Origin of the sequence: Pseudomonas californiensis, from assembly GCF_021147775.1 — a bacterium.
GTDB lineage: Bacteria > Pseudomonadota > Gammaproteobacteria > Pseudomonadales > Pseudomonadaceae > Aquipseudomonas > Aquipseudomonas californiensis.
In genome coordinates this window covers 19,784-42,783 of sequence record NZ_JAGTPK010000012.1, presented here as the reverse complement: position 1 = coordinate 42,783, position 23,000 = coordinate 19,784, and the positions used below count along the sequence as shown (strand labels likewise).

The following is a 23,000-nucleotide window of genomic DNA, read 5'->3' as shown; positions in this document are numbered from 1 at the left end:
TCCGATATCAGCCCATAACAAGAGAACATGCCCATGAGCCTGCCCCCGAAACGCCCACTGCGCAGCCAGCAATGGTTCGACGATCCGGAACATGCCGACCTTACTGCGCTGTACGTCGAGCGCTACATGAATTACGGCCTGACGCGCAGCGAGCTGCAGTCCGGTCGCCCGATCATCGGTATCGCCCAGACCGGCAGCGACCTCACGCCCTGCAACCGCCATCACATCGAACTGGCCCAGCGGGTAAAGGCGGGCATTCGTGACGCAGGCGGGATTCCGATGGAGTTCCCGGTACACCCGATTGCCGAGCAAAGCCGCCGCCCGACCGCCGCGCTGGACCGTAACCTGGCCTACCTGGGGCTGGTGGAGATTCTGCACGGCTACCCGCTGGATGGCGTAGTGCTCACTACCGGCTGCGACAAAACTACGCCTGCCTGCCTGATGGCCGCTGCGACCACCGACCTGCCCGCAATCGTGCTGTCGGGCGGACCGATGCTCGACGGCCATTACAAGGGCGACCTGATCGGCTCGGGCACGGTACTGTGGCATGCACGCAAGTTGCTGGCAGCGGAAGAAATCGACTATGAAGGTTTCATGGACATGACCACCGCCGCGTCGCCATCGGTGGGCCACTGCAACACCATGGGCACCGCCCTGTCGATGAACGCGCTGGCCGAAGCGCTTGGCATGTCGTTACCCGGTTGCGCCAGCATCCCTGCACCGTATCGCGAGCGCGGGCAAATGGCCTATGCAACAGGCAAGCGCATCTGTGAACTGGTCATGCAGGATGTGCGGCCGTCACAGATCATGACACGCGAGGCTTTCGAGAATGCGATTGCCGTCGCCTCGGCACTGGGCGCTTCGAGCAATTGCCCGCCACACCTGATCGCGATTGCGCGGCACATGGGCGTGGAGCTGAGCCTCGATGACTGGCAGCGCATCGGTGTCGACGTCCCTCTGCTGGTGAACTGCATGCCCGCAGGCAAATACCTCGGCGAAGGCTTCCACCGTGCAGGCGGCGTACCTGCGGTGATGCATGAGTTGCAAAAAGCCGGGCGCTTGCATGAACAATGCGCCACGGTCAGCGGCAAAACCATCGGCGACATCGTGCGCACAGCAGTCACCAGCAATACAGAGGTGATTCTGCCTTACGACGCGCCCCTCAAACACAGTGCCGGATTCATCGTGCTCAGCGGCAATTTCTTCGACAGCGCGATCATGAAGATGTCGGTCGTCGGCGAAGCCTTCCGCAAGACGTACCTGTCCGAGCCCGGCGCCGAGAACAGCTTCGAGGCCCGCGCTATCGTGTTCGAAGGGCCGGAGGACTATCACGCCCGAATCGACGACCCGGCGCTGGACGTCGACGAGCGCTGCATCCTGGTCATTCGCGGCGCAGGCACCGTCGGTTATCCCGGCAGCGCTGAAGTGGTCAACATGGACCCGCCCGCCGCGCTCATCAAAAGCGGCATCGACTCCCTGCCCTGCCTCGGCGATGGCCGTCAAAGCGGCACGTCCGCCAGCCCGTCAATCCTAAACATGTCCCCAGAAGCGGCCATCGGCGGCGGCCTTGCCCTGCTGCGCACCAACGACAGACTGCGCGTTGACCTCAACGCCCGCTCGGTCAACCTGTTGGTCGACGAAGACGAACTCGTCCGGCGCCGCGAAGCCTGGACGCCCTCGATCCCACCGTCACAAACGCCCTGGCAGGAACTCTACCGCCAACTGGTAGGCCAGTTGTCCACAGGCGGCTGCCTGGAACCCGCCACCCTGCACATGCGGGTGATCGCCCGCAGCGGCACACCGCGGCATTCACATTGAATACGCATGACTTACAAGCGGCCCGCTGTGTAAGTGGTATCTGAGGCGCGATCGCAGTTCGCTATAAAAGCAAAACCCCCGCAGTGCGGGGGCTCCAGACAAAACTTTACAAAAAAGTCTAAGGTGACCGCTAGAACGGAATATCGTCATCAAAGCTGTCGAAATCAGCAGCTGGCTGCGGCGCTTGCTGCTGCGGCGCAGGGCGGGATTCGCGTTGTTGTGGCGGTTGCTGATTGTAGGACTGCTGTGGCGGTGCCGACTGCTGCGGGCGCGACTGCTGAGGACGAGGAGCTGACTGATTGTAGTTGCCGCCACCCTGACCTTGTTGAGCGTCGCCCTGTGGACGGCCACCCAGCAATTGCATGGTGCCTTGCATGTCGACGACGATTTCGGTGGTGTAACGCTTGATGCCGTCTTTTTCCCACTCGCGTGTCTGCAGCTTGCCTTCGATGTAGACCTGCGAACCCTTGCGCAGGTACTCGCCAGCAATTTCAGCAACCTTGCCGAACATCGAAACACGGTGCCATTCGGTCTTTTCGACTTTCTGACCGCTCTGCTTGTCAGTCCATTGTTCGCTGGTGGCCAGACTCAGGTTGGTCACGGCGTTACCGTTAGGCAAGTAGCGAACTTCGGGATCCTGGCCGCATGTACCGACCAATATGACTTTGTTAACCCCACGGGCCATAACGTTCTCCTAGGTTTCGCGCGCTTCTGATGCCGGGTTGACCAGCTGTTCGAGAGAGGCACGATCCAATAATTTTGTATCGAGTTTGATATAGATAGCTGCCTCTTCGGCAACCACCACTGCATCCGTTACGCCTGCTACGGACATTAAACGCTCTGCCAGGCCTGCATCACGCTGCGCCTCTGGCGCCAACGGCAGACGTAGGCTGGTCACGTAAGGCGGTTCACGCATGGTCATTGCAAAAGCAAGCCAGACGGCGGCCATGGCTGCACCACCCAGGAACACCACATCGAGCCCACCATGCTGGAACAACCAGCCGCCCAGTATCCCACCTGCCGCCGAACCAAGGAACTGGCTGGTGGAATAAACCCCCATCGCCGTCCCTTTTCCGCCAGCCGGCGATACCTTGCTGATCAGCGACGGCAAAGACGCTTCCAGCAGATTGAACGCGGTGAAGAATACCACTGTACCGATTACCAGTGCCCGTAACGTGTCACCGAACTTCCAGAAGAATAGCTCAGACAGCATCAATAGGAATACGGCCCCGAGCAGGACGCGCTTCATCTGACGTTTCTTCTCACCGTAAATGATGAAAGGAATCATGGCGAAGAACGAAACCAGCAAAGCCGTCAGGTAGACCCACCAGTGCTGTTCCTTGGGCAAACCGGCTTTTTCCACCAGTGCCAACGGTAACGCCACGAAACTGGACATGAGCATCGCGTGCAACACGAAGATACCCAAATCCAGACGCAACAGGTCGGGATGACGCAATGTCGCGCCCAGTGCTTGCCTGGCGACACCGGACTCACGATGCAGCAGCGGCCCGTTGGCCTTGGGTACGATGAAAGCGACGATCAGAATACCCAGCAACGCCATGCCGCCAGTGGCCAGAAACAACCCGGACAAGCCAAACGCGCCGGTCAACAATGGGCCCACGACCATCGCAACCGCGAACGACAGACCGATGGTCATGCCGATCATGGCCATCGCCTTGGTGCGATGCTGCTCACGGGTCAGGTCGGAGAGCAATGCCATGACTGCTGCGGAAATAGCGCCGGCGCCCTGCAGAATGCGACCCGCGATGATGCCCCAGATTGAATCGGCGCTTGCTGCCACGACGCTGCCAATGGCGAAAACTATCAGGCCGAGATAGATAACCGGTCGTCGGCCGATCCGGTCGGAAATAATACCGAAGGGAATCTGCAGAACGGCCTGAGTCAAGCCATAGGCGCCGATGGCCAGACCAATCAGTGCAGGACTCGCGCCCGCCAGGTCCATGCCATAGGTTGCCAATACCGGCAGCACCATGAACATGCCGAGCATGCGGAACGCGAACACAAGCGCCAGACCGCCTGCAGCGCGGGTCTCGCCGCGGCTCATTCGTTCGCTGTGGAGATCGTGCATGGATAAACCTCGTGTGAACCGGCGGCGATTCTACCAGTCCCATCGATTGACGGGGTATATCGCGACGCTTTGACGCGTCTAGATGACAGAGTCTTCATCAGCAGCGGCAAAGCGGATGGGATAGTGTGTATCCATCCAGTATTTACCCGTATACTGCTACGTTTTCGACGCCCGCCGTGCGAGGCCATTTTGGACAAGATCCTGATTCGTGGGGCTCGAACCCACAACCTGAAAAATATTGACCTCACCCTGCCACGCGACAAGCTGATCGTCATTACCGGGCTGTCCGGTTCTGGCAAATCATCGCTGGCCTTTGACACGCTGTACGCCGAAGGGCAGCGGCGCTATGTCGAGTCGCTGTCGGCCTATGCACGGCAGTTTTTGTCGATGATGGAAAAGCCGGACGTCGATACGATCGAAGGTTTGTCGCCGGCGATTTCCATCGAGCAGAAATCCACGTCTCACAACCCGCGCTCGACGGTCGGGACGATCACCGAGATCTACGACTATCTGCGTCTGTTGTACGCACGAGTCGGTCAGCCTCGTTGCCCTGATCACGATATCCCACTCGAAGCCCAGACGGTCAGCCAGATGGTCGATCTGGTGCTGACTCAACCTGAGGGCAGCAAGCTGATGCTGCTTGCGCCGGTCATTCGTGAGCGCAAGGGCGAACACCTTTCTGTCTTCGAAGAGCTGCGCGCGCAAGGGTTCGTGCGTGCCCGCGTCAACGGCAGGTTATGTGAGCTGGATGAGCTGCCAAAGCTGGATAAACAGAAAAAGCATTCCATTGACGTGGTCGTCGACCGCTTCAAGGTACGTGCCGATCTGCAACAGCGTCTGGCCGAATCGTTCGAAACCGCCTTGAAACTGGCGGACGGTATCGCCCTGGTGGCGCCGATGGATGACGAACCAGGCGAGGAAGTCATCTTCTCCGCACGCTTCGCCTGCCCGATCTGCGGTCATGCGATCAGCGAGCTCGAGCCCAAGCTTTTCTCGTTCAACAACCCGGCTGGCGCATGTCCGACCTGTGACGGCCTGGGCGTAAAACAGTTTTTCGACATCAAGCGACTGGTGAACGCTGAGCTGACACTGGCCGAAGGTGCAATACGCGGCTGGGACAGACGAAACGTTTACTACTTCCAGATGCTCGGTTCGTTGTCCAAGCATTACGGCTTCAGCCTTGAAGTACCGTTCAAGGAGCTGCCCGCCGACCAGCAAAAAATTCTGCTCAACGGCAGCGGCTCGCAGAATGTCGACTTCCGTTACCTGAATGATCGCGGTGACATCGTCAAACGCGCACACCCGTTCGAGGGCATCGTGCCCAATCTAGAACGCCGTTACCGCGAAACCGAATCAGCCACTGTGCGCGAAGAACTGGCCAAGTTCCTGGGTACCCAGCCCTGCCCTGATTGCCGTGGCACACGTCTGCGCCGTGAAGCGCGCCATGTGTGGGTGGGTGAGAAGACGCTGCCTGCGGTAACCAATCTTCCGATTGGCGACGCCACCAGCTATTTCGATGGTTTGAAGCTTACAGGGCGACGCGGTGAAATTGCCGACAAGATTCTCAAGGAAATCCGTGAGCGCCTGCAGTTCCTGGTCAACGTCGGCCTGGACTACCTGACACTCGACCGTAGCGCCGACACGCTATCGGGCGGCGAAGCCCAACGTATTCGGCTTGCCAGCCAGATTGGCGCAGGGCTGGTCGGGGTCATGTACATCCTCGACGAACCGTCCATTGGCCTGCACCAACGCGACAACGACCGGTTGCTGGGCACGCTCAAGCATCTGCGCGACATCGGTAATACGGTGATCGTGGTCGAGCATGACGAAGATGCCATCCGTTTGGCCGACTACGTTGTGGACATCGGCCCTGGGGCTGGCGTGCATGGCGGGCATATCGTTGCCGAGGGCACGCCCGATGAAGTGATGTCGCACCCTGACTCGCTGACGGGCAAATACCTGTCGGGCCGCGTGAAAATCCAGGTCCCTGCCAAACGCACGCCTCGCAACAAGAAGCTGTCGCTGACCCTCAAAGGCGCACGCGGCAACAACTTGCAGAACGTGAATCTGGAAATCCCGATTGGCTTGCTGACCTGCGTGACGGGGGTTTCCGGCTCGGGCAAATCGACGCTGATCAACAACACGCTGTTCCCGCTCAGCGCCACGGCCCTGAATGGCGCAACGACGCTCGAAGCTGCGACGCACGACAGCATCAATGGTCTGCAGCACCTGGACAAGGTCGTAGACATCGACCAAAGCCCGATCGGCCGTACCCCGCGCTCCAACCCGGCGACGTATACCGGGTTGTTCACACCGATCCGCGAACTCTTTGCTGGCGTGCCAGAGTCGCGCTCGCGTGGCTATGGACCAGGGCGTTTCTCCTTCAACGTCAAGGGCGGCCGCTGCGAAGCTTGCCAGGGCGATGGCCTGATCAAGGTAGAGATGCACTTTCTGCCGGACATCTATGTGCCGTGCGATGTGTGCAAGAGCAAGCGTTACAACCGTGAAACGCTTGAAATCAAGTACAAAGGCAAGAACATCCACGAAGTGCTGGAAATGACCATCGAGGAAGCGCGTGAGTTTTTCGACGCGGTCCCCGCGCTGGCCCGCAAACTTCAGACGCTGATGGATGTGGGGCTGTCCTACATCAAACTGGGTCAGTCGGCGACGACGCTTTCAGGCGGCGAAGCGCAGAGGGTCAAGCTGTCGCGTGAGCTGTCCAAGCGCGATACCGGCAAGACGCTCTACATTCTGGACGAGCCTACTACCGGCCTGCACTTTGCCGACATTCAGCAACTGCTCGATGTGCTGCATCGCCTGCGCGATCACGGCAATACGGTCGTAGTGATCGAGCACAACCTGGACGTTATCAAAACAGCGGACTGGTTGGTCGACCTTGGGCCGGAAGGCGGTTCCAGAGGCGGTCAGATCATTGCAACCGGCACACCGGAGCAAGTGGCCGAGATGGAGCAATCGTATACCGGGCACTACCTCAAACCGCTGTTGATACGTGACAGGGCTTAAGGTGTCGTAGTGTGAATAACCGGGTCTGACTTCGCTCAGACCCGGGATACAAAAAAGCTCCTGTCACTTGCGTGCAGGAGCTTTTTTATGCGGTTGTGAAGTCAGAACTGCGATTGCAGGTAATTCTGCAGTCCGATGGACTTGATCAGCCCCATCTGCTGTTCCAGCCAGTAAGTGTGATCTTCTTCTGTGTCAGCCAACTGAATACGCAGAATGTCCCGACTGATGTAGTCCTTGTGAAGCTCGCAGAGCGCAATGCCCTTGCACAGCGCGGCCCTGACCTTGTACTCAAGGCGCAGATCGCTGGCAAGCATCTCAGGTACCGTCGTACCGATGTCCAGATCATCTGGACGCATGCGTGGCGTACCTTCAAGCATCAGGATCCGACGCATCAACGCATCAGCGTGTTGCGCCTCTTCTTCCATTTCGTGATTGATGCGCTCGTAAAGCTTGGCGAAACCCCAATCTTCGTACATGCGTGAATGGATGAAATATTGGTCACGAGCCGCCAGTTCGCCGGTGAGCAATGTGTTGAGATAATCGATTACGTCCGGGTGGCCTTGCATCGCACCAGATCTCCTGCTTCAAAGGCAACAGTTTGAACCAAGCGCTGCCTGAGGTCACTGAGAAAAACGCAATAAACAGACAAAAAGCGTCGATATTACGCCGTTCAGAAGCGAAAAACCGCCCAAATGAGGGCGGTTCTGTTTCTCACTTCGACTCAGCCAAGCTTTACGCCCAACGCATTCGCAATACCCTCACCATAAGCTGGATCAGCTTTGTAGAAGTGCTGGAGTTGACGCTGGACGATGTCGCTGGATACGCCCCCCATAGCACCCGCAATGTTGTTGATCAGTAACGCCTTCTGATCGGCATCCATCAAATTGAATAGCTTTCCCGCCTGACTGTAGTAATCAGTGTCTTCGCGGTGATCGTGACGATCAGCCGTGCCACTCAGCGACAACGCAGGTTCTGCATAACGCGAATCCTGTTTCGGCGCGTCGGTGTAGCTGTTTGGCTCGTAGTTAGGCGCCGCGCCGCCGTTGGTACCAAAAGCCATCGAACCATCTCTCTGGTAGCTGTAGACCGGGTTCTTCGGAGCGTTGATAGGCAGTTGCTGATGGTTGGTACCTACGCGGTAGCGATGGGCATCAGCGTACGCAAACACGCGGCCCTGCAGCATACGGTCCGGGGAAAGACCAACACCTGGGACCATGTTGCTCGGGCCGAAAGCCGCTTGCTCGACTTCGGCAAAGTAGTTCAGAGGGTTGCGATTCAACTCCAACTCGCCGACTTCAATCAGCGGGTACTCTTTCTGCGACCAGGTCTTGGTCACATCGAACGGATTCTCGTGATGACTCGCCGCCTGAGCTTCGGTCATCAGCTGAATGCACACCTGCCATTTAGGGAAATCACCCTGTTCAATGGCGGAGAACAGATCGCGCTGGGCGTAATCCGGATCAGTACCCGCGATACGTGCAGCATCAGCGGGCGTCAGATTCTTGATGCCTTGCTTGCTCTTGTAGTGCCACTTCACCCAGTACCGCTCACCGGCAGCATTGATCAGGCTGTAGGTATGACTGCCGAAGCCGTGCATATGACGGTAGCCATCAGGAATACCGCGATCCGAGAACAGAATAGTGACCTGATGCAACGCCTCAGGCGAGTGCGACCAGAAATCCCACATCATCTGCGGGCTTTTAAGATTTGTCTGAGGCAGGCGCTTCTGGGTGTGAATGAAGTCCGGGAACTTCAAGGGGTCGCGAATGAAGAACACAGGCGTGTTGTTGCCAACAATGTCCCAATTGCCTTCTTCGGTATAGAACTTTACCGCAAAACCACGTGGGTCACGCTCGGTATCAGCCGATCCACGCTCACCACCCACGGTGGAGAAACGCAGGAAGATTGGAGTCTGCTTGCCAACGGTATTGAACAGGTTGGCGCTGGTGTAGGGGGTGATGTCGCGGGTAACGGTAAACGTACCGTGAGCACCCGAACCCTTCGCATGAACGCGACGTTCAGGAATGTTCTCGCGATTGAAGTGGGCGAGCTTCTCGATAAGATGAAAGTCATCCAACAGCAAAGGACCACGGGGGCCCGCCGAACGAGAGTTCTGGTTGTCGGCGACTGGCGCACCACTGGCGGTCGTAAGCGTCTTCTGGCTCATGCAATTTTTTCCTCAGGCTCTCTTGGAGCCGGCTAATCGGCTTGAGGCGAAGTATCGTGCATGAGCGAAAAACAAGGAAATTTATTAATTGTCGTAAGTCGATAGCATTCATCAATTTCCATGAACAAAAAACCAGGCACTAGGCCCGGTCTTTTGTACAAACTGATGTCTTATTCAGCGGCTTCTACAGAGCCACCAACAGGACGATCAACCAACTCGACGTACGCCATTGGCGCGTTGTCGCCAGCACGGAAACCGCACTTGAGGATTCGCAGATAGCCGCCCTGACGGGTTGCATAACGCTTGCCCAGATCGTTGAACAGCTTGCCGACGATTTCTTTCGAGCGAGTACGGTCGAAAGCCAAACGACGGTTAGCTACGCTGTCTTCCTTGGCCAGAGTGATCAGCGGCTCGGCAACGCGGCGCAGTTCCTTGGCTTTCGGCAGGGTAGTCTTGATCAGCTCGTGCTCGAACAGCGACACCGCCATGTTTTGAAACATGGCCTTGCGGTGCGAGCTGGTACGGCTCAGGTGACGTCCACTTTTACGATGACGCATGGTTCATTCCTTACCAAACTCACGTTCGGTGATTACGACGATCAGGCCGTAGCCTTGTCGTCCTTCTTAAGACATGCCGGCGGCCAGTTGTCGAGGCGCATGCTGAGGGACAGACCACGGGAGGCCAGAACATCTTTGATCTCAGTCAAAGACTTCTTCCCAAGGTTCGGAGTTTTCAACAGCTCTACTTCGGTGCGCTGAATCAGGTCGCCGATGTAGTAGATGTTCTCCGCCTTAAGGCAGTTAGCCGAACGTACAGTCAGTTCCAAATCGTCAACCGGACGGAGCAGGATCGGATCGATCTCGTCTTCCTGTTCGATTACCACTGGTTCGCTGTCACCTTTGAGGTCGACGAACGCAGCCAACTGCTGTTGCAGAATGGTTGCAGCGCGGCGAATAGCCTCTTCAGGATCTAGAGTACCGTTGGTTTCCAGATCAATAACCAGCTTGTCCAGGTTGGTGCGCTGCTCGACACGGGCGTTTTCCACCACGTATGCGATACGGCGAACCGGGCTGAACGAAGAGTCAAGCTGCAAGCGACCAATGCTGCGGCTTTCGTCTTCATCGCTTTGACGCGAGTCTGCCGGCTCATAACCACGACCACGAGCTACGGTGAGCTTCATGTTCAAGGCGCCGTTAGACGCCAGGTTAGCGATTACGTGATCGGGATTAACGATCTCGACATCATGATCCAGCTGAATATCGGCAGCGGTAACCACCCCCGAACCCTTCTTCGACAAGGTCAGCGTAACTTCGTCTCGACCGTGCAGCTTGATAGCCAGACCTTTAAGGTTCAACAGGATTTCAATGACGTCTTCCTGTACACCTTCGATGGCGCTGTACTCATGGAGTACACCGTCAATCTCGGCCTCGACTACTGCACAGCCGGGCATGGAGGACAACAAAATGCGGCGAAGCGCGTTGCCCAGGGTATGGCCAAAACCACGCTCGAGAGGCTCGAGAGTGATCTTGGCGCGGGTTGGACTGACAACCTGCACATCAATGTGGCGGGGTGTCAGGAACTCATTTACCGAAATCTGCATGGATGCACCTATTTTCTAGCCCTTACTTGGAGTAGAGCTCGACAATCAGGCTTTCGTTGATGTCGGCGGACAGATCACTGCGAGCTGGTACGCTTTTGAAAACGCCCGATTTCTTCTCAGTGTCTACTTCTACCCATTCTACGCGGCCACGTTGGGCACACAGATCGAGAGCCTGGACAATACGCAGCTGGTTCTTAGCCTTTTCGCGGATAGCAACTACGTCGCCAGCACGAACCTGGTAAGAAGGAACGTTAACGGTTTTGCCGTTCACGCTAACCGACTTGTGCGAAACCAATTGACGGGATTCTGCACGAGTAGAGCCGAAGCCCATGCGATATACAACGTTGTCCAGACGGCATTCGAGCAGCTGCAGCAGGTTCTCACCTGTTGCGCCTTTCTTGCCGGCGGCTTCTTTGTAGTAGCCGCTGAACTGACGCTCGAGAACGCCGTAGATACGACGGACTTTTTGCTTTTCACGCAGCTGAGTACCGTAATCGGACTGGCGACCGCGGCGCTGACCGTGGATGCCTGGAGCTGCTTCGATGTTGCACTTGGATTCGATAGCGCGAACGCCGCTCTTCAAAAAGAGATCGGTGCCTTCACGACGAGCAAGCTTGCACTTTGGACCAATGTAACGAGCCATTTTTTACAGTCTCCTGGATTACACGCGGCGCTTCTTCGGCGGACGGCACCCGTTGTGCGGGATTGGCGTCACGTCGGTGATGCTGGCGATCTTATAGCCACAGCCGTTCAATGCACGGACAGCGGATTCGCGACCTGGGCCTGGACCCTTGACGTTGACGTCGAGGTTCTTCAGACCGTACTCCAGCGCAGCTTGACCAGCACGCTCAGCAGCTACTTGAGCAGCGAACGGGGTGGACTTGCGGGAACCACGGAAACCCGAACCGCCGGAGGTAGCCCAAGAAAGCGCATTACCTTGACGATCGGTGATGGTGACGATTGTGTTGTTAAAAGACGCGTGGATGTGGGCGATGCCATCAACCACTGTCTTTTTAACTTTTTTACGAGGACGAGCAGCAGGTTTTGCCATGACTAAATTCCTGTCGTTGCGCTGGAGCGATTACTTGCGGATCGGCTTACGCGGACCTTTGCGAGTACGCGCGTTAGTCTTGGTACGCTGACCGCGCACTGGAAGACCACGACGATGACGCAGGCCGCGATAGCAGCCCAGGTCCATCAAGCGCTTGATTTTCATGTTGATTTCGCGACGCAGGTCACCTTCAGTGGTGAACTTCGCCACTTCGCCACGCAGCTGTTCAATCTGCTCGTCGCTCAGATCTTTGATCTTCACCGCCGGGTTAACCCCGGTGGTTGCACAAATTTTCTGTGCGGTGGTGCGACCAACACCATAGATGTAGGTCAGCGAGATAACAGTATGCTTGTTATCTGGAATGTTAACGCCTGCAATACGGGCCATTCAGTGGGACTCCAATTGACAGCTACCTACGCCCCGGAAGCCAAGAAATAGGGCGCGAGATAATATCGCTGTAGTAACAAATAATCAACCCAGCAGCGCACTAGCTGCTGGGCTTAAGCACAAATCACAATCAGCCTTGGCGCTGCTTATGACGTGGTTCCGCGCTGCAAATTACTCGAACAACACCTTCGCGGCGAATAATCTTGCAGTTACGGCACAGCTTTTTCACCGATGCACGAACTTTCATCACCAACTCCTCGAACCTTAGGGGTGCTTCAGCGCAGCATACCGCCGCTGCCACCGTAGCCCTTCAGGTTGGCTTTCTTCATCAGGGATTCATACTGGTGCGAAACGAGGTGGGATTGCACTTGAGACATAAAGTCCATCACAACCACGACCACGATCAGCAACGAGGTCCCGCCAAGGTAGAACGGTACGTTTGCCGCAACCACCAGAAACTGGGGAAGCAGACACACGGCCGTCATATATAGAGCACCGAACATGGTCAAGCGAGTCAGAACGCCATCAATGTAGCGCGCAGACTGCTCGCCTGGACGGATACCCGGAATAAAGGCACCGGACTTCTTCAGGTTTTCCGCTACGTCTTTCGGATTGAACATCAACGCCGTATAGAAGAAGCAGAAGAAAATAATCCCTGCACTAAACAGCAGAATATTCAACGGCTGACCAGGAGCGATCGACTGCGAGATATCCTGCAACCAGCCCAAACCTTCAGACTGACCGAACCAGGAACCCAACGAAGCCGGGAACAGCAAGATGCTGCTCGCGAAAATAGCTGGAATCACACCAGCCATGTTCACTTTCAGCGGCAAGTGGCTGGTCTGCGCAGCAAAGACCTTGCGGCCCTGCTGACGCTTGGCGTAGTGAACAGCGATACGACGCTGGCCACGCTCAATGAACACCACAAAACCGATAATCGCTACTGCCAGCAAACCGATCGCAACCAGAGCGAAGATATTGATATCGCCCTGACGTGCAGACTCGAAAGACTGCCCTATTGCTCTCGGAAGACCGGCGACGATACCCGAAAAAATCAACATCGAGATACCGTTGCCAACACCGCGCTCTGTAATCTGCTCCCCGAGCCACATCATGAACATCGCACCAGCCACGAAGGTGGTAACGGCCACAAAGTGGAAACCCAGGTCGCCAGAGAAAGCAACGCCCTGACCGGCCAAGCCAACGGACATGCCGATCGCTTGAACCAGGGCCAGGACGACGGTGCCATAGCGGGTGTACTGGCTGATCTTACGACGACCAGCCTCACCTTCCTTCTTCAACTGCTCCAGTTGTGGGCTGACGGCGGTCATCAACTGCATGATGATCGATGCCGAAATGTACGGCATGATCCCCAATGCAAAGATACTCATCCGTTCCAGCGCACCACCGGAAAACATGTTGAACAAGCTAAGAATGGTCCCCTCATTCTGTCGAAACAGTTCCGCCAGCCGATCTGGGTTGATACCGGGAACTGGGATATGCGCACCTATCCGATAGACGATAATCGCCAGGAATAGAAAACGCAGTCGAGCCCAGAGCTCGGATAACCCGCCTTTGCTGAGCGCTGAGAGAGCACCTTGCTTAGCCATTTATTCCTCGAACTTGCCGCCAGCTGCTTCGATAGCCGCACGCGCACCTTTGGTGGCGGCGATACCCTTGATGGTGACAGCGCGAGTAACTTCGCCCGACAGCATGATTTTCACACGCTGAACGTTCTGGTTAATCACGTTGGCATCTTTCAGGGACTGCACAGTTACGATGTCGCCTTCCACTTTAGCCAGCTCGGACAAACGCACTTCTGCGCGATCCATGGCTTTCAGGGATACGAAACCGAATTTTGGCAGGCGACGATGCAGCGGCTGTTGGCCGCCCTCAAAGCCCGGAGCAATGGTGCCACCGGAGCGGGAGGTTTGACCTTTGTGGCCGCGGCCACCAGTCTTACCCAAACCGCTACCGATACCACGGCCCGGACGATGCTTTTCGCGACGGGAACCCGGCGCTGGACTCAGATCATTGAGTTTCATCGATTAACCCTCGACTCGCAGCATGTAGTAAGCCTTGTTGATCATCCCGCGATTTTCGGGAGTATCCAGGACTTCTACAGTGTGACCGATGCGACGCAGACCCAAACCCTTAACACACAGTCTGTGGTTAGGGATGCGGCCGGTCATGCTTTTGATCAGCGTTACTTTAACGGTAGCCATGATCAGATGATCTCCTCAACACGCTTGCCACGTTTGGCAGCGATGGACTCAGGAGACTGCATGCCCTTCAGACCCTTGAACGTAGCGTGAACCACGTTTACCGGGTTAGTCGAGCCGTAGCACTTGGCCAACACGTTCTGAACACCAGCAACTTCCAGCACTGCGCGCATAGCGCCGCCAGCGATGATACCGGTACCCTCAGAAGCAGGCTGCATGTACACCTTCGAAGCGCCATGAGCGGACTTCATTGCGTACTGCAGAGTGGTGCCGTTCAGATCAACCTGGATCATGTTGCGGCGTGCAGCTTCCATCGCTTTCTGGATTGCAGCAGGCACTTCACGTGACTTGCCACGGCCGAAGCCAACGCGCCCTTTACCATCACCCACTACGGTCAACGCAGTGAAAGTGAAGATACGGCCACCTTTTACGGTTTTGGCCACGCGGTTAACTTGAACCAGCTTCTCGATGTAGCCTTCGTCGCGTTTTTGGTCGTTATTTGCCATAACTTAGAACTCCAGCCCGCCTTCACGAGCAGCATCAGCCAGCGCTTTGACACGGCCGTGGTACTTGAAGCCAGAACGGTCGAAAGCCACTTGCGATACGCCCGCGGCTTTTGCACGCTCGGCGACCAGCTTGCCAACCTTAGTGGCCGCGTCGATGTTGCCAGTGGCGCCATCACGCAGTTCTTTGTCCAAAGTCGAGGCGCTTGCCAGGACTTTGCTGCCGTCGGCCGAAATGACCTGGGCATAAATGTGCTGCGAAGAGCGGTGCACGCAGAGACGCACGACTTCTAGCTCGTGCATTTTCAGGCGTGCTTTGCGAGCGCGACGCAGTCGGGTAACTTTTTTGACGGTCATTTGCTATGCCCTACTTCTTCTTGGCTTCTTTACGGCGGACGACTTCGTCCGCGTAACGCACACCTTTGCCTTTGTAAGGCTCAGGACGGCGGAAGTCGCGGATCTCAGCGGCCACTTGACCAACCAACTGCTTATCGATACCGCGAATCAGGATATCGGTCTGGCTGGGGGTCTCAGCGGTGATGCCATTCGGCAATTCGTAATCCACCGGGTGCGAGAAGCCAAGTGCCAGGTTCAGGACCGTGCCTTTTGCTTGCGCTTTGTAACCAACACCGACCAGCTGGAGCTTGCGCTCGAAGCCTTGGCTTACGCCTTGGACCATGTTGTTAACCAGTGCACGAGTCGTGCCTGCCATTGCGCGGGTTTGTTGATCGCCATTGCGAGCAGCGAAACGCAGCTCACCAGCTTCTTCAACAATCTCAACAGACGAATGGACGTTCAGTTCTAGAGTGCCCTTGGCACCCTTCACCGAAAGCTGCTGGCCGACGAGTTTAACTTCGACGCCGGATGGCAACTTAACGGGGTTCTTAGCTACGCGTGACATGCTTATCCCCCCCTTAGAACACAGTGCAAAGCACTTCGCCGCCGACACCGGCAGCGCGCGCAGCACGATCCGTCATCACACCTTTGTTGGTGGAGACGATAGACACACCGAGACCGCCACGAACTTTTGGCAGATCGTCGGAGGACTTGTACTGACGCAAGCCTGGGCGGCTGACGCGCTTAACTTCTTCAATGACCGGACGGCCTTCGAAGTACTTAAGCTCGATGGACAGCGATGGTTTAACTTCGCTGCTGATCTGATAACCCGCAATGTAACCTTCGTCCTTGAGGACTTTGGCTACAGCAACCTTCAACGTGGAAGATGGCATGCTTACGACGGGCTTTTCAGCCATCTGGGCATTACGGATACGAGTTAGCATGTCCGCTAACGGGTCCTGCATACTCATGGGCTAGACGCTCCTAAAACAAAATAATTAGCCTTACGGCTACAGCTTATCGCCGAGATTTTTCCGGGCAAGTAAAAACACGGGCTCAGGCGAGCCGGCAATTCTAGTCCTACCCCAGAAATGAATCAAGCCCCAAAAGGGGCTTGATTCAAATTCAGGCTTCATCCCGACCAGTGACTTGCGCCGCCGATCGGAAAGAAACGAGAAGTACGCCTTACCAGCTGGCTTTAACCAGACCTGGAACGTCGCCACGCATAGCTGCTTCACGCAACTTGTTACGGCCGAGGCCGAACTTGCGGTAAACACCGTGTGGACGACCAGTGATGCGGCAACGGTTACGCATGCGCGCAGCGCTTGCATCACGTGGTTGCTTCTGCAGAGCTACGGTAGCTTCCCAACGCGCTTCTGGACTTGCGTTCAGATCAACGATGATAGCTTTCAGCTCAGCACGCTTCTTGGCGTACTTGGCAACTGTGAGCTGACGCTTCAGCTCACGGTTCTTCATGCTCTTCTTGGCCATTTTCCTACTCCAATCAGTTGCGGAACGGGAATTTGAAAGCACGCAGCAATGCGCGACCTTCGTCATCGTTCTTGGCAGTGGTGGTCAGGGTGATGTCCAGACCACGGAGAGCATCGATCTTGTCGTAGTCGATTTCCGGGAAAATGATCTGCTCTTTCACGCCCATGCTGTAGTTACCACGACCATCGAAGGACTTGGCATTCAGGCCGCGGAAGTCGCGAACCCGAGGCAGGGAGATCGACAGCAGACGATCCAGGAATTCGTACATACGATCGCGGCGCAGAGTCACTTTGACGCCGATCGGCCATCCTTCACGGACTTTAAAGCCAGCGATGGATTTCCGAGCGTAAGTCACAACGACTTTTTGACCGGTGATCTTTTCCAGGTCAGCAACAGCGTGCTCGATGACTTTTTTGTCGCCGATCGCTTCGCCCAGACCCATGTTCAGGGTGATTTTGGTAACGCGCGGAACTTCCATCACGTTCGCGAGCTTAAGTTCTTCCTTAAGCTTCGGAGCGATTTCCTTCCGATAAATCTCTTTTAGTCGTGCCATGGTCTTCTACCTAGCAGTGTTCAAGCATCAACCGCTTTTTGGGTCGACTTGAAGACACGAATTTTCTTGCCGTCTTCAACTTTGAAACCAACGCGGTCAGCCTTGTTGGTTGCGCCGTTGAAAATGGCGACGTTGGAAGCGTGCAGTGGCGCTTCTTTCTCGACGATACCGCCCTGTACGCCCGACATCGGGTTAGGCTTGGTATGACGCTTCACCAGGTTGATCCCACCAACGACCAGACGGTCATCAGCGAGAACCTTGAGCACCTTACCGCGCTTACCTTTGTCTTTGCCGGCGATCACGATGATCTCGTCGTCACGACGAATCTTTTGCATGTCGGATCTCCTTACAGAACTTCTGGGGCGAGCGAGACGATCTTCATGAACTTCTCAGTACGAAGTTCACGGGTCACTGGCCCAAAGATACGGGTACCGATCGGCTCTTGCTTGTTGTTCAACAGAACAGCAGCGTTGCCATCGAAGCGGATGATGGAGCCGTCTGCACGACGAACACCATGGCGAGTGCGGACTACTACTGCAGTCATCACTTGGCCTTTCTTCACCTTGCCGCGCGGAATTGCTTCCTTGACGGTCACTTTGATGATGTCACCGATACCAGCGTAACGACGATGGGAGCCACCCAGCACCTTGATGCACATAACGCGGCGAGCGCCGCTGTTATCGGCCACATCGAGCATGGATTGAGTCTGAATCATATAATTTCTCCGACCCCTAGTCCTTAGACTTCCACAGCGCGTTCGAGGATATCAACCAACGCCCAAGACTTGGTCTTGGCTACCGGACGAGTTTCACGAATCGTGACTTTGTCGCCGATGTGGCATTGATTGGTTTCGTCGTGCGCGTGCAGCTTAGTCGAACGCTTAACGTATTTACCGTAGATTGGGTGCTTGACGCGACGCTCAATCAGAACGGTGATGGTCTTGTCCATTTTGTCGCTGACAACACGGCCAGTCAGCGTACGGACGTTCTTTTCGGCTTCAGCCATGATTACTTACCTGCCTGCTGGTTGAGCACAGTCTTCACGCGAGCAATGTCACGCTTGACTTGCGAGAGCAGGTGCGACTGCCCCAACTGGCCAGTTGCTTTCTGCATACGCAGATTGAACTGGTCGCGCAGCAGGCCGAGCAGTTGCTCGTTCAGCTGCTGTGCTGATTTTTCACGAAGTTCATTCGCTTTCATCACATCACCGTCCGCTTAACAAAGGAGGTGGCGAGCGGCAGCTTTGCAGCAGCCAGGGCGAAAGCCTCACGCGCCAGCTCTTCAGAAACACCCTCGATTTCATACAGGACTTTGCCTGGCTGAATCTGGGCAACCCAGTACTCCACGTTACCCTTACCTTTACCCATACGAACTTCTAGGGGCTTCTTGGTAACTGGCTTGTCCGGGAATACACGGATCCAGATCTTGCCGCCACGTTTAACGTGACGGGTCAGTGCACGACGCGCTGACTCGATCTGACGAGCGGTGAGACGACCACGAGCAACAGACTTCAGCGCATACTCGCCGAAGCTGACTTTGCTACCGCGCAGTGCCAGACCACGGTTGTGGCCGGTCATCTGCTTGCGGAACTTCGTACGCTTTGGTTGCAACATTTGGCGTACCCCTTACTTAGCAGCTTTTTTACGAGGCGCTGGTGCTTGTGGTTTCAGTTCTTCTTGGCGACCACCAATTACTTCGCCTTTGAAGATCCAAACCTTTACACCGATCACACCGTAAGTGGTGTGAGCTTCGTAGTTGGCATAGTCGATGTCGGCACGCAGTGTGTGCAATGGCACACGACCTTCGCGATACCATTCAGTACGTGCGATTTCAGCACCGCCGAGACGACCGCTCACTTGGATTTTGATGCCTTTGGCACCAATGCGCATGGCGTTCTGTACAGCGCGCTTCATAGCGCGACGGAACATTACGCGACGCTCCAGCTGCTGAGCTACGCTCTGCGCAACCAACATACCGTCCAGCTCCGGCTTGCGGATCTCTTCGATATTGATGTGCACAGGCACACCCATTTGCTTGGTCAGGTCCTGACGCAGTTTCTCAACATCTTCACCTTTCTTCCCGATCACAATGCCAGGACGAGCGGTGTGGATGGTGATACGTGCTGTCTGAGCCGGACGATGGATATCGATACGGCTTACGGACGCGCTTTTTAGTTTGTCTTGGAGATACTCGCGCACCTTCAGATCAGCGAACAAATAGTCCGCATAAGTCCGACCGTCTGCGTACCAGACGGAGGTGTGCTCCTTGACGATTCCCAGGCGAATGCCAATGGGATGTACTTTCTGACCCATCTCTTCGACTCCGTTACTTGTCAGCAACCTTGACAGTGATATGGCAAGACCGCTTGACGATGCGATCAGCACGGCCTTTAGCACGTGGCATGATGCGCTTCAGCGAACGCCCTTCGTTGACGAAAACGGTGGAGACCTTGAGGTCATCAACGTCTGCGCCTTCGTTGTGCTCGGCGTTGGCTACAGCCGACTCCAGCACTTTCTTCAGGATCTCGGCGGCTTTCTTACTGCTGAAAGCCAACAGGTTGAGCGCTTCGCCCACCTTCTTCCCGCGGATCTGGTCGGCGACCAAGCGGGCTTTCTGGGCGGAGATTCGAGCGCCCGACAACTTAGCGGCTACTTCCATCGTTCCTTACCCCTTAACGCTTGGCTTTCTTGTCTGCCACGTGCCCACGATATGTGCGGGTACCGGCAAACTCGCCCAGTTTATGGCCGACCATGTCTTCGCTCACGAGAACGGGAACATGCTGACGACCGTTATGCACTGCAATGGTCAAACCGACCATTTGTGGCAGGATCATCGAACGACGCGACCAGGTTTTCACCGGTTTGCGATCATTCTTTTCCGCCGCCACTTCGATCTTCTTCAGTAGGTGAAGATCGATAAAAGGACCTTTTTTCAGAGAACGTGGCACTGTCGTATCCCTCTATTTACTTGCGACGACGGACGATCATTTTGTCGGTACGCTTATTACCACGAGTCTTCGCGCCCTTAGTCGGGAAGCCCCACGGCGATACCGGATGACGACCACCAGAGGTACGACCTTCACCACCACCATGTGGGTGGTCAACCGGGTTCATGGCAACACCACGAACGGTTGGGCGAACGCCACGCCAGCGTTTGGCACCAGCTTTACCCAGCGAACGAAGGCTGTGCTCGGAGTTCGAGACTTCGCCAAGCGTCGCACGGCATTCAGCCAATACTTTACGCATTTCACCGGAGCGAAGACGCAGGGTAACGTACACGCCTTCACGAGCGATCAGCTGTGCGGATGCACCAGCGGAACGTGCGATCTGTGCGCCTTTACCTGGCTTCAATTCGATGCCGTGTACGGTGCTACCAACTGGAATGTTACGCAGTTGCAAAGCGTTGCCCGGCTTGATTGGTGCCAGAGCACCTGCAATCAGCTGGTCGCCAGCACTCACGCCTTTAGGGGCGATGATGTAGCGGCGCTCGCCGTCTGCGTAAAGCAGCAGAGCAATGTGAGCAGTACGGTTTGGATCGTATTCGATACGCTCGACAGTGGCAGCGATGCCATCCTTGTCGTTACGACGGAAGTCGACCAGACGATAATGCTGCTTATGGCCACCACCGATGTGACGGGTAGTGATACGGCCATTGTTGTTACGACCACCAGACTTCGATTTTTTCTCGAGCAGCGGTGCGTGAGGAGCGCCTTTATGCAGCTCCTGGTTGACCACCTTGACCACAAAACGGCGGCCAGGGGAAGTCGGTTTGCATTTAACGATTGCCATGATGCACCCCTTCCTTACTCAGCACTGCTGCTGAAATCGAGATCTTGGCCTGGCTGAAGGGAGATAACTGCCTTCTTCCAGTCATTACGCTTGCCCAGACCGCGAGCAGTGCGCTTGCTCTTACCCAGAACGTTCAGGGTAGTAACACGCTCAACTTTCACGCTGAACAGGCTTTCGACGGCCTTCTTGATTTCCAGCTTGGTTGCGTCAGTTGCAACCTTGAAAACGAACTGGCCTTTCTTGTCAGCCAGAACCGTGGCCTTCTCGGAAACGTGCGGGCCAAGTAGAACTTTAAATACGCGTTCCTGGTTCATCCCAGCAGCTCCTCGAATTTCTTCACGGCCGACACAGTGATCAACACCTTGTCGTATGCGATCAGACTAACTGGATCGGAACCTTGAACGTCACGTACATCAACGTGCGGCAGGTTGCGAGCAGCCAGGTACAGATTCTGGTCAACAGCGTCAGACACGATCAGGACGTCAGTCAGGCCCATGCCAGTCAGCTTGTTCAGCAGGTCTTTGGTTTTCGGTGCTTCAACAGCGAAATCCTGAACCACGACCAGACGATCAGTACGAACCAGTTCAGCAAGGATGGAGCGCAGTGCTGCGCGATACATCTTCTTGTTGAGCTTCTGAGAGTGGTCCTGTGGACGAGCTGCGAAAGTGGTACCGCCGCCACGCCAGATTGGGCTACGGATAGTACCGGCACGAGCACGGCCAGTACCCTTTTGACGCCACGGGCGCTTACCGCCACCGGAAACATCAGAACGGGTCTTTTGCTGCTTGCTACCCTGACGACCGCCAGCCATGTAGGCCACGACTGCCTGGTGAACCAGCGTCTCGTTGAATTCGCCGCCAAATGTCAGTTCGGAAACTTCGATTGCTTGAGCGTCATTTACATTTAATTGCATGTCAGCTTCCCCTTAACCGCGAGCCTTGGCTGCCGGACGTACAACCAGGTTGCCGCCAGTAGCGCCAGGAACAGCACCCTTGACCAACAACAGATTGCGTTCAGCGTCCACGCGCACTACTTCCAGGGACTGCACGGTCACGCGCTCAGCGCCCATATGACCGGACATTTTTTTGCCCTTGAATACACGACCAGGAGTCTGGCACTGGCCGATAGAGCCTGGGACGCGGTGGGAGACGGAGTTACCGTGGGTGTTATCCTGACCACGGAAATTCCAGCGCTTGATCGTACCCTGGAAGCCTTTACCTTTGGACTGACCGGTTACATCAACCAGTTGACCAGCAGCGAAGATTTCAGCGTTGATCTGGTCGCCGGCCTGGTAGTCGCCTTCTTCAAGACGGAATTCCATTACGGTTCGACCGGCAGCTACGTTCGCCTTGGCGAAGTGGCCAGCCTGCGCGGCTGTAACACGCGAAGCACGACGCTCGCCGACAGTGACTTGCACTGCACGATAGCCATCGGTTTCTTCGGTTTTGAACTGAGTGACGCGATTCGGCTCGATCTCAATGACCGTGACCGGAATGGAGACACCTTCTTCGGTGAAAATACGGGTCATACCGCATTTACGACCGACTACACCAATAGTCATGTTGTAAACCTCATGAGTGTACGGGGCTTTCACCCGCTATGGCCGCCCATTTCAGAGCGTTACACGACTAAGACCCAAGTCTTAGCCGAGGCTGATCTGAACTTCCACACCGGCCGCAAGATCAAGCTTCATAAGAGCGTCAACGGTTTTATCCGTTGGCTGGACGATGTCCAGGACGCGCTTATGAGTACGGATCTCATACTGGTCGCGCGCGTCTTTGTTGACGTGCGGGGAAACCAGAACGGTGAACCGCTCTTTACGAGTCGGCAGTGGAATCGGACCACGCACCTGTGCACCAGTACGTTTCGCGGTTTCCACGATTTCCTGGGTTGATTGGTCGATCAGGCGATGGTCAAAAGCCTTCAACCTGATACGGATTTGCTGGTTTTGCATTGGATTCAGACTCCAGAT

34 protein-coding genes are annotated in these 23,000 nt (G+C 55.9%); 2 read left to right on the top strand and 32 right to left on the bottom strand.

Annotated features, from left to right (window positions below):
• The first annotated feature begins 33 nt into the window (after positions 1-33).
• Positions 34-1,818, top strand: coding sequence for an IlvD/Edd family dehydratase (locus tag KDX37_RS13730; RefSeq protein WP_231653222.1), 1,785 nt, complete (start codon positions 34-36; stop codon positions 1,816-1,818).
• A 130-nt stretch (positions 1,819-1,948) separates the two neighbouring features.
• Here the strand turns inward: KDX37_RS13730 and KDX37_RS13725 are convergent, their stop codons facing one another.
• Both KDX37_RS13725 and KDX37_RS13720 read right to left on the bottom strand, forming a co-directional pair.
• On the bottom strand, positions 1,949-2,503 hold the full coding sequence (locus KDX37_RS13725) for a single-stranded DNA-binding protein (RefSeq protein WP_231653221.1): 555 nt from the start codon (positions 2,501-2,503) through the stop codon (positions 1,949-1,951).
• A gap of 9 nt (positions 2,504-2,512) precedes the next feature.
• On the bottom strand, positions 2,513-3,907 hold the full coding sequence (locus KDX37_RS13720; protein ID WP_231653220.1) for an MFS transporter: 1,395 nt from the start codon (positions 3,905-3,907) through the stop codon (positions 2,513-2,515).
• A 189-nt stretch (positions 3,908-4,096) separates the two neighbouring features.
• On the opposite strand from KDX37_RS13720, the gene uvrA reads away from it, so the two are divergent.
• Positions 4,097-6,931: an excinuclease ABC subunit UvrA gene (uvrA, locus tag KDX37_RS13715; protein WP_231653219.1), complete on the top strand. Its 2,835-nt coding sequence runs from the start codon at positions 4,097-4,099 to the stop codon at positions 6,929-6,931.
• 101 nt (positions 6,932-7,032) lie between these two features.
• Here the strand turns inward: uvrA and bfr are convergent, their stop codons facing one another.
• From bfr to rpsJ, 30 genes are all read right to left on the bottom strand, one after another.
• Entirely contained in the window at positions 7,033-7,497 is a 465-nt protein-coding gene (gene bfr, locus KDX37_RS13710) for a bacterioferritin (RefSeq protein ID WP_231653218.1), read from the bottom strand.
• Between the two features lie 155 nt (positions 7,498-7,652).
• Positions 7,653-9,098 carry a catalase gene (locus KDX37_RS13705; RefSeq protein WP_231653217.1) on the bottom strand — a complete coding sequence of 482 codons (1,446 nt, stop codon included), beginning with the start codon at positions 9,096-9,098 and terminating at the stop codon, positions 7,653-7,655.
• A 170-nt stretch (positions 9,099-9,268) separates the two neighbouring features.
• Positions 9,269-9,655 carry a 50S ribosomal protein L17 gene (gene rplQ / locus KDX37_RS13700; RefSeq protein WP_002555463.1) on the bottom strand — a complete coding sequence of 129 codons (387 nt, stop codon included), beginning with the start codon at positions 9,653-9,655 and terminating at the stop codon, positions 9,269-9,271.
• A 41-nt stretch (positions 9,656-9,696) separates the two neighbouring features.
• On the bottom strand, positions 9,697-10,698 hold the full coding sequence (locus tag KDX37_RS13695) for a DNA-directed RNA polymerase subunit alpha (protein ID WP_231653216.1): 1,002 nt from the start codon (positions 10,696-10,698) through the stop codon (positions 9,697-9,699).
• Positions 10,699-10,720: 22 nt separating this feature from the next.
• Positions 10,721-11,341: a 30S ribosomal protein S4 gene (rpsD, locus tag KDX37_RS13690; RefSeq protein ID WP_037017742.1), complete on the bottom strand. Its 621-nt coding sequence runs from the start codon at positions 11,339-11,341 to the stop codon at positions 10,721-10,723.
• A gap of 18 nt (positions 11,342-11,359) precedes the next feature.
• The gene (gene rpsK / locus KDX37_RS13685) at positions 11,360-11,749 is read right to left on the bottom strand and encodes a 30S ribosomal protein S11 (RefSeq protein ID WP_002555466.1); all 390 of its coding nucleotides are present in this window, start codon (positions 11,747-11,749) and stop codon (positions 11,360-11,362) included.
• A gap of 30 nt (positions 11,750-11,779) precedes the next feature.
• A complete protein-coding gene (gene rpsM / locus KDX37_RS13680; RefSeq protein ID WP_002555467.1) occupies positions 11,780-12,136 on the bottom strand; it encodes a 30S ribosomal protein S13 in 357 nt (118 codons plus the stop codon).
• A gap of 130 nt (positions 12,137-12,266) precedes the next feature.
• Positions 12,267-12,383 carry a 50S ribosomal protein L36 gene (gene rpmJ, locus KDX37_RS13675; RefSeq protein WP_002555468.1) on the bottom strand — a complete coding sequence of 39 codons (117 nt, stop codon included), beginning with the start codon at positions 12,381-12,383 and terminating at the stop codon, positions 12,267-12,269.
• Positions 12,384-12,411: 28 nt separating this feature from the next.
• Entirely contained in the window at positions 12,412-13,746 is a 1,335-nt protein-coding gene (gene secY, locus KDX37_RS13670) for a preprotein translocase subunit SecY (protein ID WP_231653215.1), read from the bottom strand.
• Positions 13,747-14,181 carry a 50S ribosomal protein L15 gene (rplO, locus tag KDX37_RS13665; protein ID WP_007924183.1) on the bottom strand — a complete coding sequence of 145 codons (435 nt, stop codon included), beginning with the start codon at positions 14,179-14,181 and terminating at the stop codon, positions 13,747-13,749.
• A gap of 3 nt (positions 14,182-14,184) precedes the next feature.
• Positions 14,185-14,361, bottom strand: a complete 177-nt coding sequence (gene rpmD / locus KDX37_RS13660; RefSeq protein ID WP_010438202.1) for a 50S ribosomal protein L30 — start codon at positions 14,359-14,361, stop codon at positions 14,185-14,187.
• A gap of 2 nt (positions 14,362-14,363) precedes the next feature.
• The gene (gene rpsE, locus KDX37_RS13655; protein ID WP_024687031.1) at positions 14,364-14,864 is read right to left on the bottom strand and encodes a 30S ribosomal protein S5; all 501 of its coding nucleotides are present in this window, start codon (positions 14,862-14,864) and stop codon (positions 14,364-14,366) included.
• A gap of 3 nt (positions 14,865-14,867) precedes the next feature.
• A complete protein-coding gene (rplR, locus tag KDX37_RS13650) occupies positions 14,868-15,218 on the bottom strand; it encodes a 50S ribosomal protein L18 (protein WP_002555473.1) in 351 nt (116 codons plus the stop codon).
• 10 nt (positions 15,219-15,228) lie between these two features.
• A complete protein-coding gene (gene rplF, locus KDX37_RS13645; RefSeq protein WP_004883684.1) occupies positions 15,229-15,762 on the bottom strand; it encodes a 50S ribosomal protein L6 in 534 nt (177 codons plus the stop codon).
• Between the two features lie 13 nt (positions 15,763-15,775).
• Positions 15,776-16,168 (bottom strand): 30S ribosomal protein S8, encoded by a 393-nt coding sequence (rpsH, locus tag KDX37_RS13640; RefSeq protein ID WP_004883681.1) that lies wholly within the window; start codon positions 16,166-16,168, stop codon positions 15,776-15,778.
• A gap of 214 nt (positions 16,169-16,382) precedes the next feature.
• Positions 16,383-16,688: a 30S ribosomal protein S14 gene (rpsN, locus tag KDX37_RS13635; protein WP_002555476.1), complete on the bottom strand. Its 306-nt coding sequence runs from the start codon at positions 16,686-16,688 to the stop codon at positions 16,383-16,385.
• A gap of 13 nt (positions 16,689-16,701) precedes the next feature.
• A complete protein-coding gene (rplE, locus tag KDX37_RS13630; RefSeq protein ID WP_004883677.1) occupies positions 16,702-17,241 on the bottom strand; it encodes a 50S ribosomal protein L5 in 540 nt (179 codons plus the stop codon).
• 20 nt (positions 17,242-17,261) lie between these two features.
• Positions 17,262-17,576, bottom strand: a complete 315-nt coding sequence (rplX, locus tag KDX37_RS13625; protein WP_002555478.1) for a 50S ribosomal protein L24 — start codon at positions 17,574-17,576, stop codon at positions 17,262-17,264.
• 11 nt (positions 17,577-17,587) lie between these two features.
• A complete protein-coding gene (rplN, locus tag KDX37_RS13620) occupies positions 17,588-17,956 on the bottom strand; it encodes a 50S ribosomal protein L14 (RefSeq protein ID WP_002555479.1) in 369 nt (122 codons plus the stop codon).
• A 23-nt stretch (positions 17,957-17,979) separates the two neighbouring features.
• The gene (gene rpsQ / locus KDX37_RS13615; RefSeq protein ID WP_020290702.1) at positions 17,980-18,246 is read right to left on the bottom strand and encodes a 30S ribosomal protein S17; all 267 of its coding nucleotides are present in this window, start codon (positions 18,244-18,246) and stop codon (positions 17,980-17,982) included.
• A 2-nt stretch (positions 18,247-18,248) separates the two neighbouring features.
• On the bottom strand, positions 18,249-18,440 hold the full coding sequence (gene rpmC / locus KDX37_RS13610) for a 50S ribosomal protein L29 (RefSeq protein WP_002555481.1): 192 nt from the start codon (positions 18,438-18,440) through the stop codon (positions 18,249-18,251).
• A complete protein-coding gene (rplP, locus tag KDX37_RS13605; RefSeq protein WP_027898303.1) occupies positions 18,440-18,853 on the bottom strand; it encodes a 50S ribosomal protein L16 in 414 nt (137 codons plus the stop codon). The genes rpmC and rplP overlap by 1 nt, the downstream gene beginning before the upstream one ends.
• 12 nt (positions 18,854-18,865) lie before the next feature.
• Positions 18,866-19,552: a 30S ribosomal protein S3 gene (rpsC, locus tag KDX37_RS13600; protein ID WP_003176422.1), complete on the bottom strand. Its 687-nt coding sequence runs from the start codon at positions 19,550-19,552 to the stop codon at positions 18,866-18,868.
• A 13-nt stretch (positions 19,553-19,565) separates the two neighbouring features.
• Positions 19,566-19,898 carry a 50S ribosomal protein L22 gene (gene rplV, locus KDX37_RS13595; protein WP_002555485.1) on the bottom strand — a complete coding sequence of 111 codons (333 nt, stop codon included), beginning with the start codon at positions 19,896-19,898 and terminating at the stop codon, positions 19,566-19,568.
• A gap of 13 nt (positions 19,899-19,911) precedes the next feature.
• Positions 19,912-20,187 (bottom strand): 30S ribosomal protein S19, encoded by a 276-nt coding sequence (gene rpsS, locus KDX37_RS13590; protein WP_004883670.1) that lies wholly within the window; start codon positions 20,185-20,187, stop codon positions 19,912-19,914.
• A 16-nt stretch (positions 20,188-20,203) separates the two neighbouring features.
• Positions 20,204-21,028, bottom strand: coding sequence for a 50S ribosomal protein L2 (gene rplB / locus KDX37_RS13585; protein ID WP_003186055.1), 825 nt, complete (start codon positions 21,026-21,028; stop codon positions 20,204-20,206).
• 14 nt (positions 21,029-21,042) lie between these two features.
• The gene (gene rplW, locus KDX37_RS13580) at positions 21,043-21,342 is read right to left on the bottom strand and encodes a 50S ribosomal protein L23 (RefSeq protein ID WP_002555488.1); all 300 of its coding nucleotides are present in this window, start codon (positions 21,340-21,342) and stop codon (positions 21,043-21,045) included.
• A complete protein-coding gene (gene rplD, locus KDX37_RS13575; protein WP_231653214.1) occupies positions 21,339-21,941 on the bottom strand; it encodes a 50S ribosomal protein L4 in 603 nt (200 codons plus the stop codon). Before rplD ends, rplW begins: the two co-directional genes overlap by 4 nt.
• Before the next feature lie 12 nt (positions 21,942-21,953).
• Positions 21,954-22,589 carry a 50S ribosomal protein L3 gene (gene rplC / locus KDX37_RS13570; RefSeq protein WP_002555490.1) on the bottom strand — a complete coding sequence of 212 codons (636 nt, stop codon included), beginning with the start codon at positions 22,587-22,589 and terminating at the stop codon, positions 21,954-21,956.
• Positions 22,590-22,670: 81 nt separating this feature from the next.
• Entirely contained in the window at positions 22,671-22,982 is a 312-nt protein-coding gene (rpsJ, locus tag KDX37_RS13565; protein WP_003186070.1) for a 30S ribosomal protein S10, read from the bottom strand.
• Positions 22,983-23,000: the final 18 nt, after the last annotated feature.

What these genes read in the sequence shown, in the direction of transcription:
- KDX37_RS13730 (WP_231653222.1), top strand. Translation starts at nt 34, where the DNA reads ATGAGCCTGCCCCCGAAACGCCCACTGCGCAGCCAGCAATGGTTCGAC.
- KDX37_RS13725 (WP_231653221.1), bottom strand. Translation starts at nt 2,503, where the DNA reads ATGGCCCGTGGGGTTAACAAAGTCATATTGGTCGGTACATGCGGCCAG.
- KDX37_RS13720 (WP_231653220.1), bottom strand. Translation starts at nt 3,907, where the DNA reads ATGCACGATCTCCACAGCGAACGAATGAGCCGCGGCGAGACCCGCGCT.
- bfr (WP_231653218.1), bottom strand. Translation starts at nt 7,497, where the DNA reads ATGCAAGGCCACCCGGACGTAATCGATTATCTCAACACATTGCTCACC.
- KDX37_RS13705 (WP_231653217.1), bottom strand. Translation starts at nt 9,098, where the DNA reads ATGAGCCAGAAGACGCTTACGACCGCCAGTGGTGCGCCAGTCGCCGAC.
- rplQ (WP_002555463.1), bottom strand. Translation starts at nt 9,655, where the DNA reads ATGCGTCATCGTAAAAGTGGACGTCACCTGAGCCGTACCAGCTCGCAC.
- KDX37_RS13695 (WP_231653216.1), bottom strand. Translation starts at nt 10,698, where the DNA reads ATGCAGATTTCGGTAAATGAGTTCCTGACACCCCGCCACATTGATGTG.
- rpsD (WP_037017742.1), bottom strand. Translation starts at nt 11,341, where the DNA reads ATGGCTCGTTACATTGGTCCAAAGTGCAAGCTTGCTCGTCGTGAAGGC.
- rpsK (WP_002555466.1), bottom strand. Translation starts at nt 11,749, where the DNA reads ATGGCAAAACCTGCTGCTCGTCCTCGTAAAAAAGTTAAAAAGACAGTG.
- rpsM (WP_002555467.1), bottom strand. Translation starts at nt 12,136, where the DNA reads ATGGCCCGTATTGCAGGCGTTAACATTCCAGATAACAAGCATACTGTT.
- rpmJ (WP_002555468.1), bottom strand. Translation starts at nt 12,383, where the DNA reads ATGAAAGTTCGTGCATCGGTGAAAAAGCTGTGCCGTAACTGCAAGATT.
- secY (WP_231653215.1), bottom strand. Translation starts at nt 13,746, where the DNA reads ATGGCTAAGCAAGGTGCTCTCTCAGCGCTCAGCAAAGGCGGGTTATCC.
- rplO (WP_007924183.1), bottom strand. Translation starts at nt 14,181, where the DNA reads ATGAAACTCAATGATCTGAGTCCAGCGCCGGGTTCCCGTCGCGAAAAG.
- rpmD (WP_010438202.1), bottom strand. Translation starts at nt 14,361, where the DNA reads ATGGCTACCGTTAAAGTAACGCTGATCAAAAGCATGACCGGCCGCATC.
- rpsE (WP_024687031.1), bottom strand. Translation starts at nt 14,864, where the DNA reads ATGGCAAATAACGACCAAAAACGCGACGAAGGCTACATCGAGAAGCTG.
- rplR (WP_002555473.1), bottom strand. Translation starts at nt 15,218, where the DNA reads ATGACCGTCAAAAAAGTTACCCGACTGCGTCGCGCTCGCAAAGCACGC.
- rplF (WP_004883684.1), bottom strand. Translation starts at nt 15,762, where the DNA reads ATGTCACGCGTAGCTAAGAACCCCGTTAAGTTGCCATCCGGCGTCGAA.
- rpsH (WP_004883681.1), bottom strand. Translation starts at nt 16,168, where the DNA reads ATGAGTATGCAGGACCCGTTAGCGGACATGCTAACTCGTATCCGTAAT.
- rpsN (WP_002555476.1), bottom strand. Translation starts at nt 16,688, where the DNA reads ATGGCCAAGAAGAGCATGAAGAACCGTGAGCTGAAGCGTCAGCTCACA.
- rplE (WP_004883677.1), bottom strand. Translation starts at nt 17,241, where the DNA reads ATGGCACGACTAAAAGAGATTTATCGGAAGGAAATCGCTCCGAAGCTT.
- rplX (WP_002555478.1), bottom strand. Translation starts at nt 17,576, where the DNA reads ATGCAAAAGATTCGTCGTGACGACGAGATCATCGTGATCGCCGGCAAA.
- rplN (WP_002555479.1), bottom strand. Translation starts at nt 17,956, where the DNA reads ATGATTCAGACTCAATCCATGCTCGATGTGGCCGATAACAGCGGCGCT.
- rpsQ (WP_020290702.1), bottom strand. Translation starts at nt 18,246, where the DNA reads ATGGCTGAAGCCGAAAAGAACGTCCGTACGCTGACTGGCCGTGTTGTC.
- rpmC (WP_002555481.1), bottom strand. Translation starts at nt 18,440, where the DNA reads ATGAAAGCGAATGAACTTCGTGAAAAATCAGCACAGCAGCTGAACGAG.
- rplP (WP_027898303.1), bottom strand. Translation starts at nt 18,853, where the DNA reads ATGTTGCAACCAAAGCGTACGAAGTTCCGCAAGCAGATGACCGGCCAC.
- rpsC (WP_003176422.1), bottom strand. Translation starts at nt 19,552, where the DNA reads ATGGGTCAGAAAGTACATCCCATTGGCATTCGCCTGGGAATCGTCAAG.
- rplV (WP_002555485.1), bottom strand. Translation starts at nt 19,898, where the DNA reads ATGGAAGTAGCCGCTAAGTTGTCGGGCGCTCGAATCTCCGCCCAGAAA.
- rplB (WP_003186055.1), bottom strand. Translation starts at nt 21,028, where the DNA reads ATGGCAATCGTTAAATGCAAACCGACTTCCCCTGGCCGCCGTTTTGTG.
- rplW (WP_002555488.1), bottom strand. Translation starts at nt 21,342, where the DNA reads ATGAACCAGGAACGCGTATTTAAAGTTCTACTTGGCCCGCACGTTTCC.
- rplD (WP_231653214.1), bottom strand. Translation starts at nt 21,941, where the DNA reads ATGCAATTAAATGTAAATGACGCTCAAGCAATCGAAGTTTCCGAACTG.
- rplC (WP_002555490.1), bottom strand. Translation starts at nt 22,589, where the DNA reads ATGACTATTGGTGTAGTCGGTCGTAAATGCGGTATGACCCGTATTTTC.
- rpsJ (WP_003186070.1), bottom strand. Translation starts at nt 22,982, where the DNA reads ATGCAAAACCAGCAAATCCGTATCAGGTTGAAGGCTTTTGACCATCGC.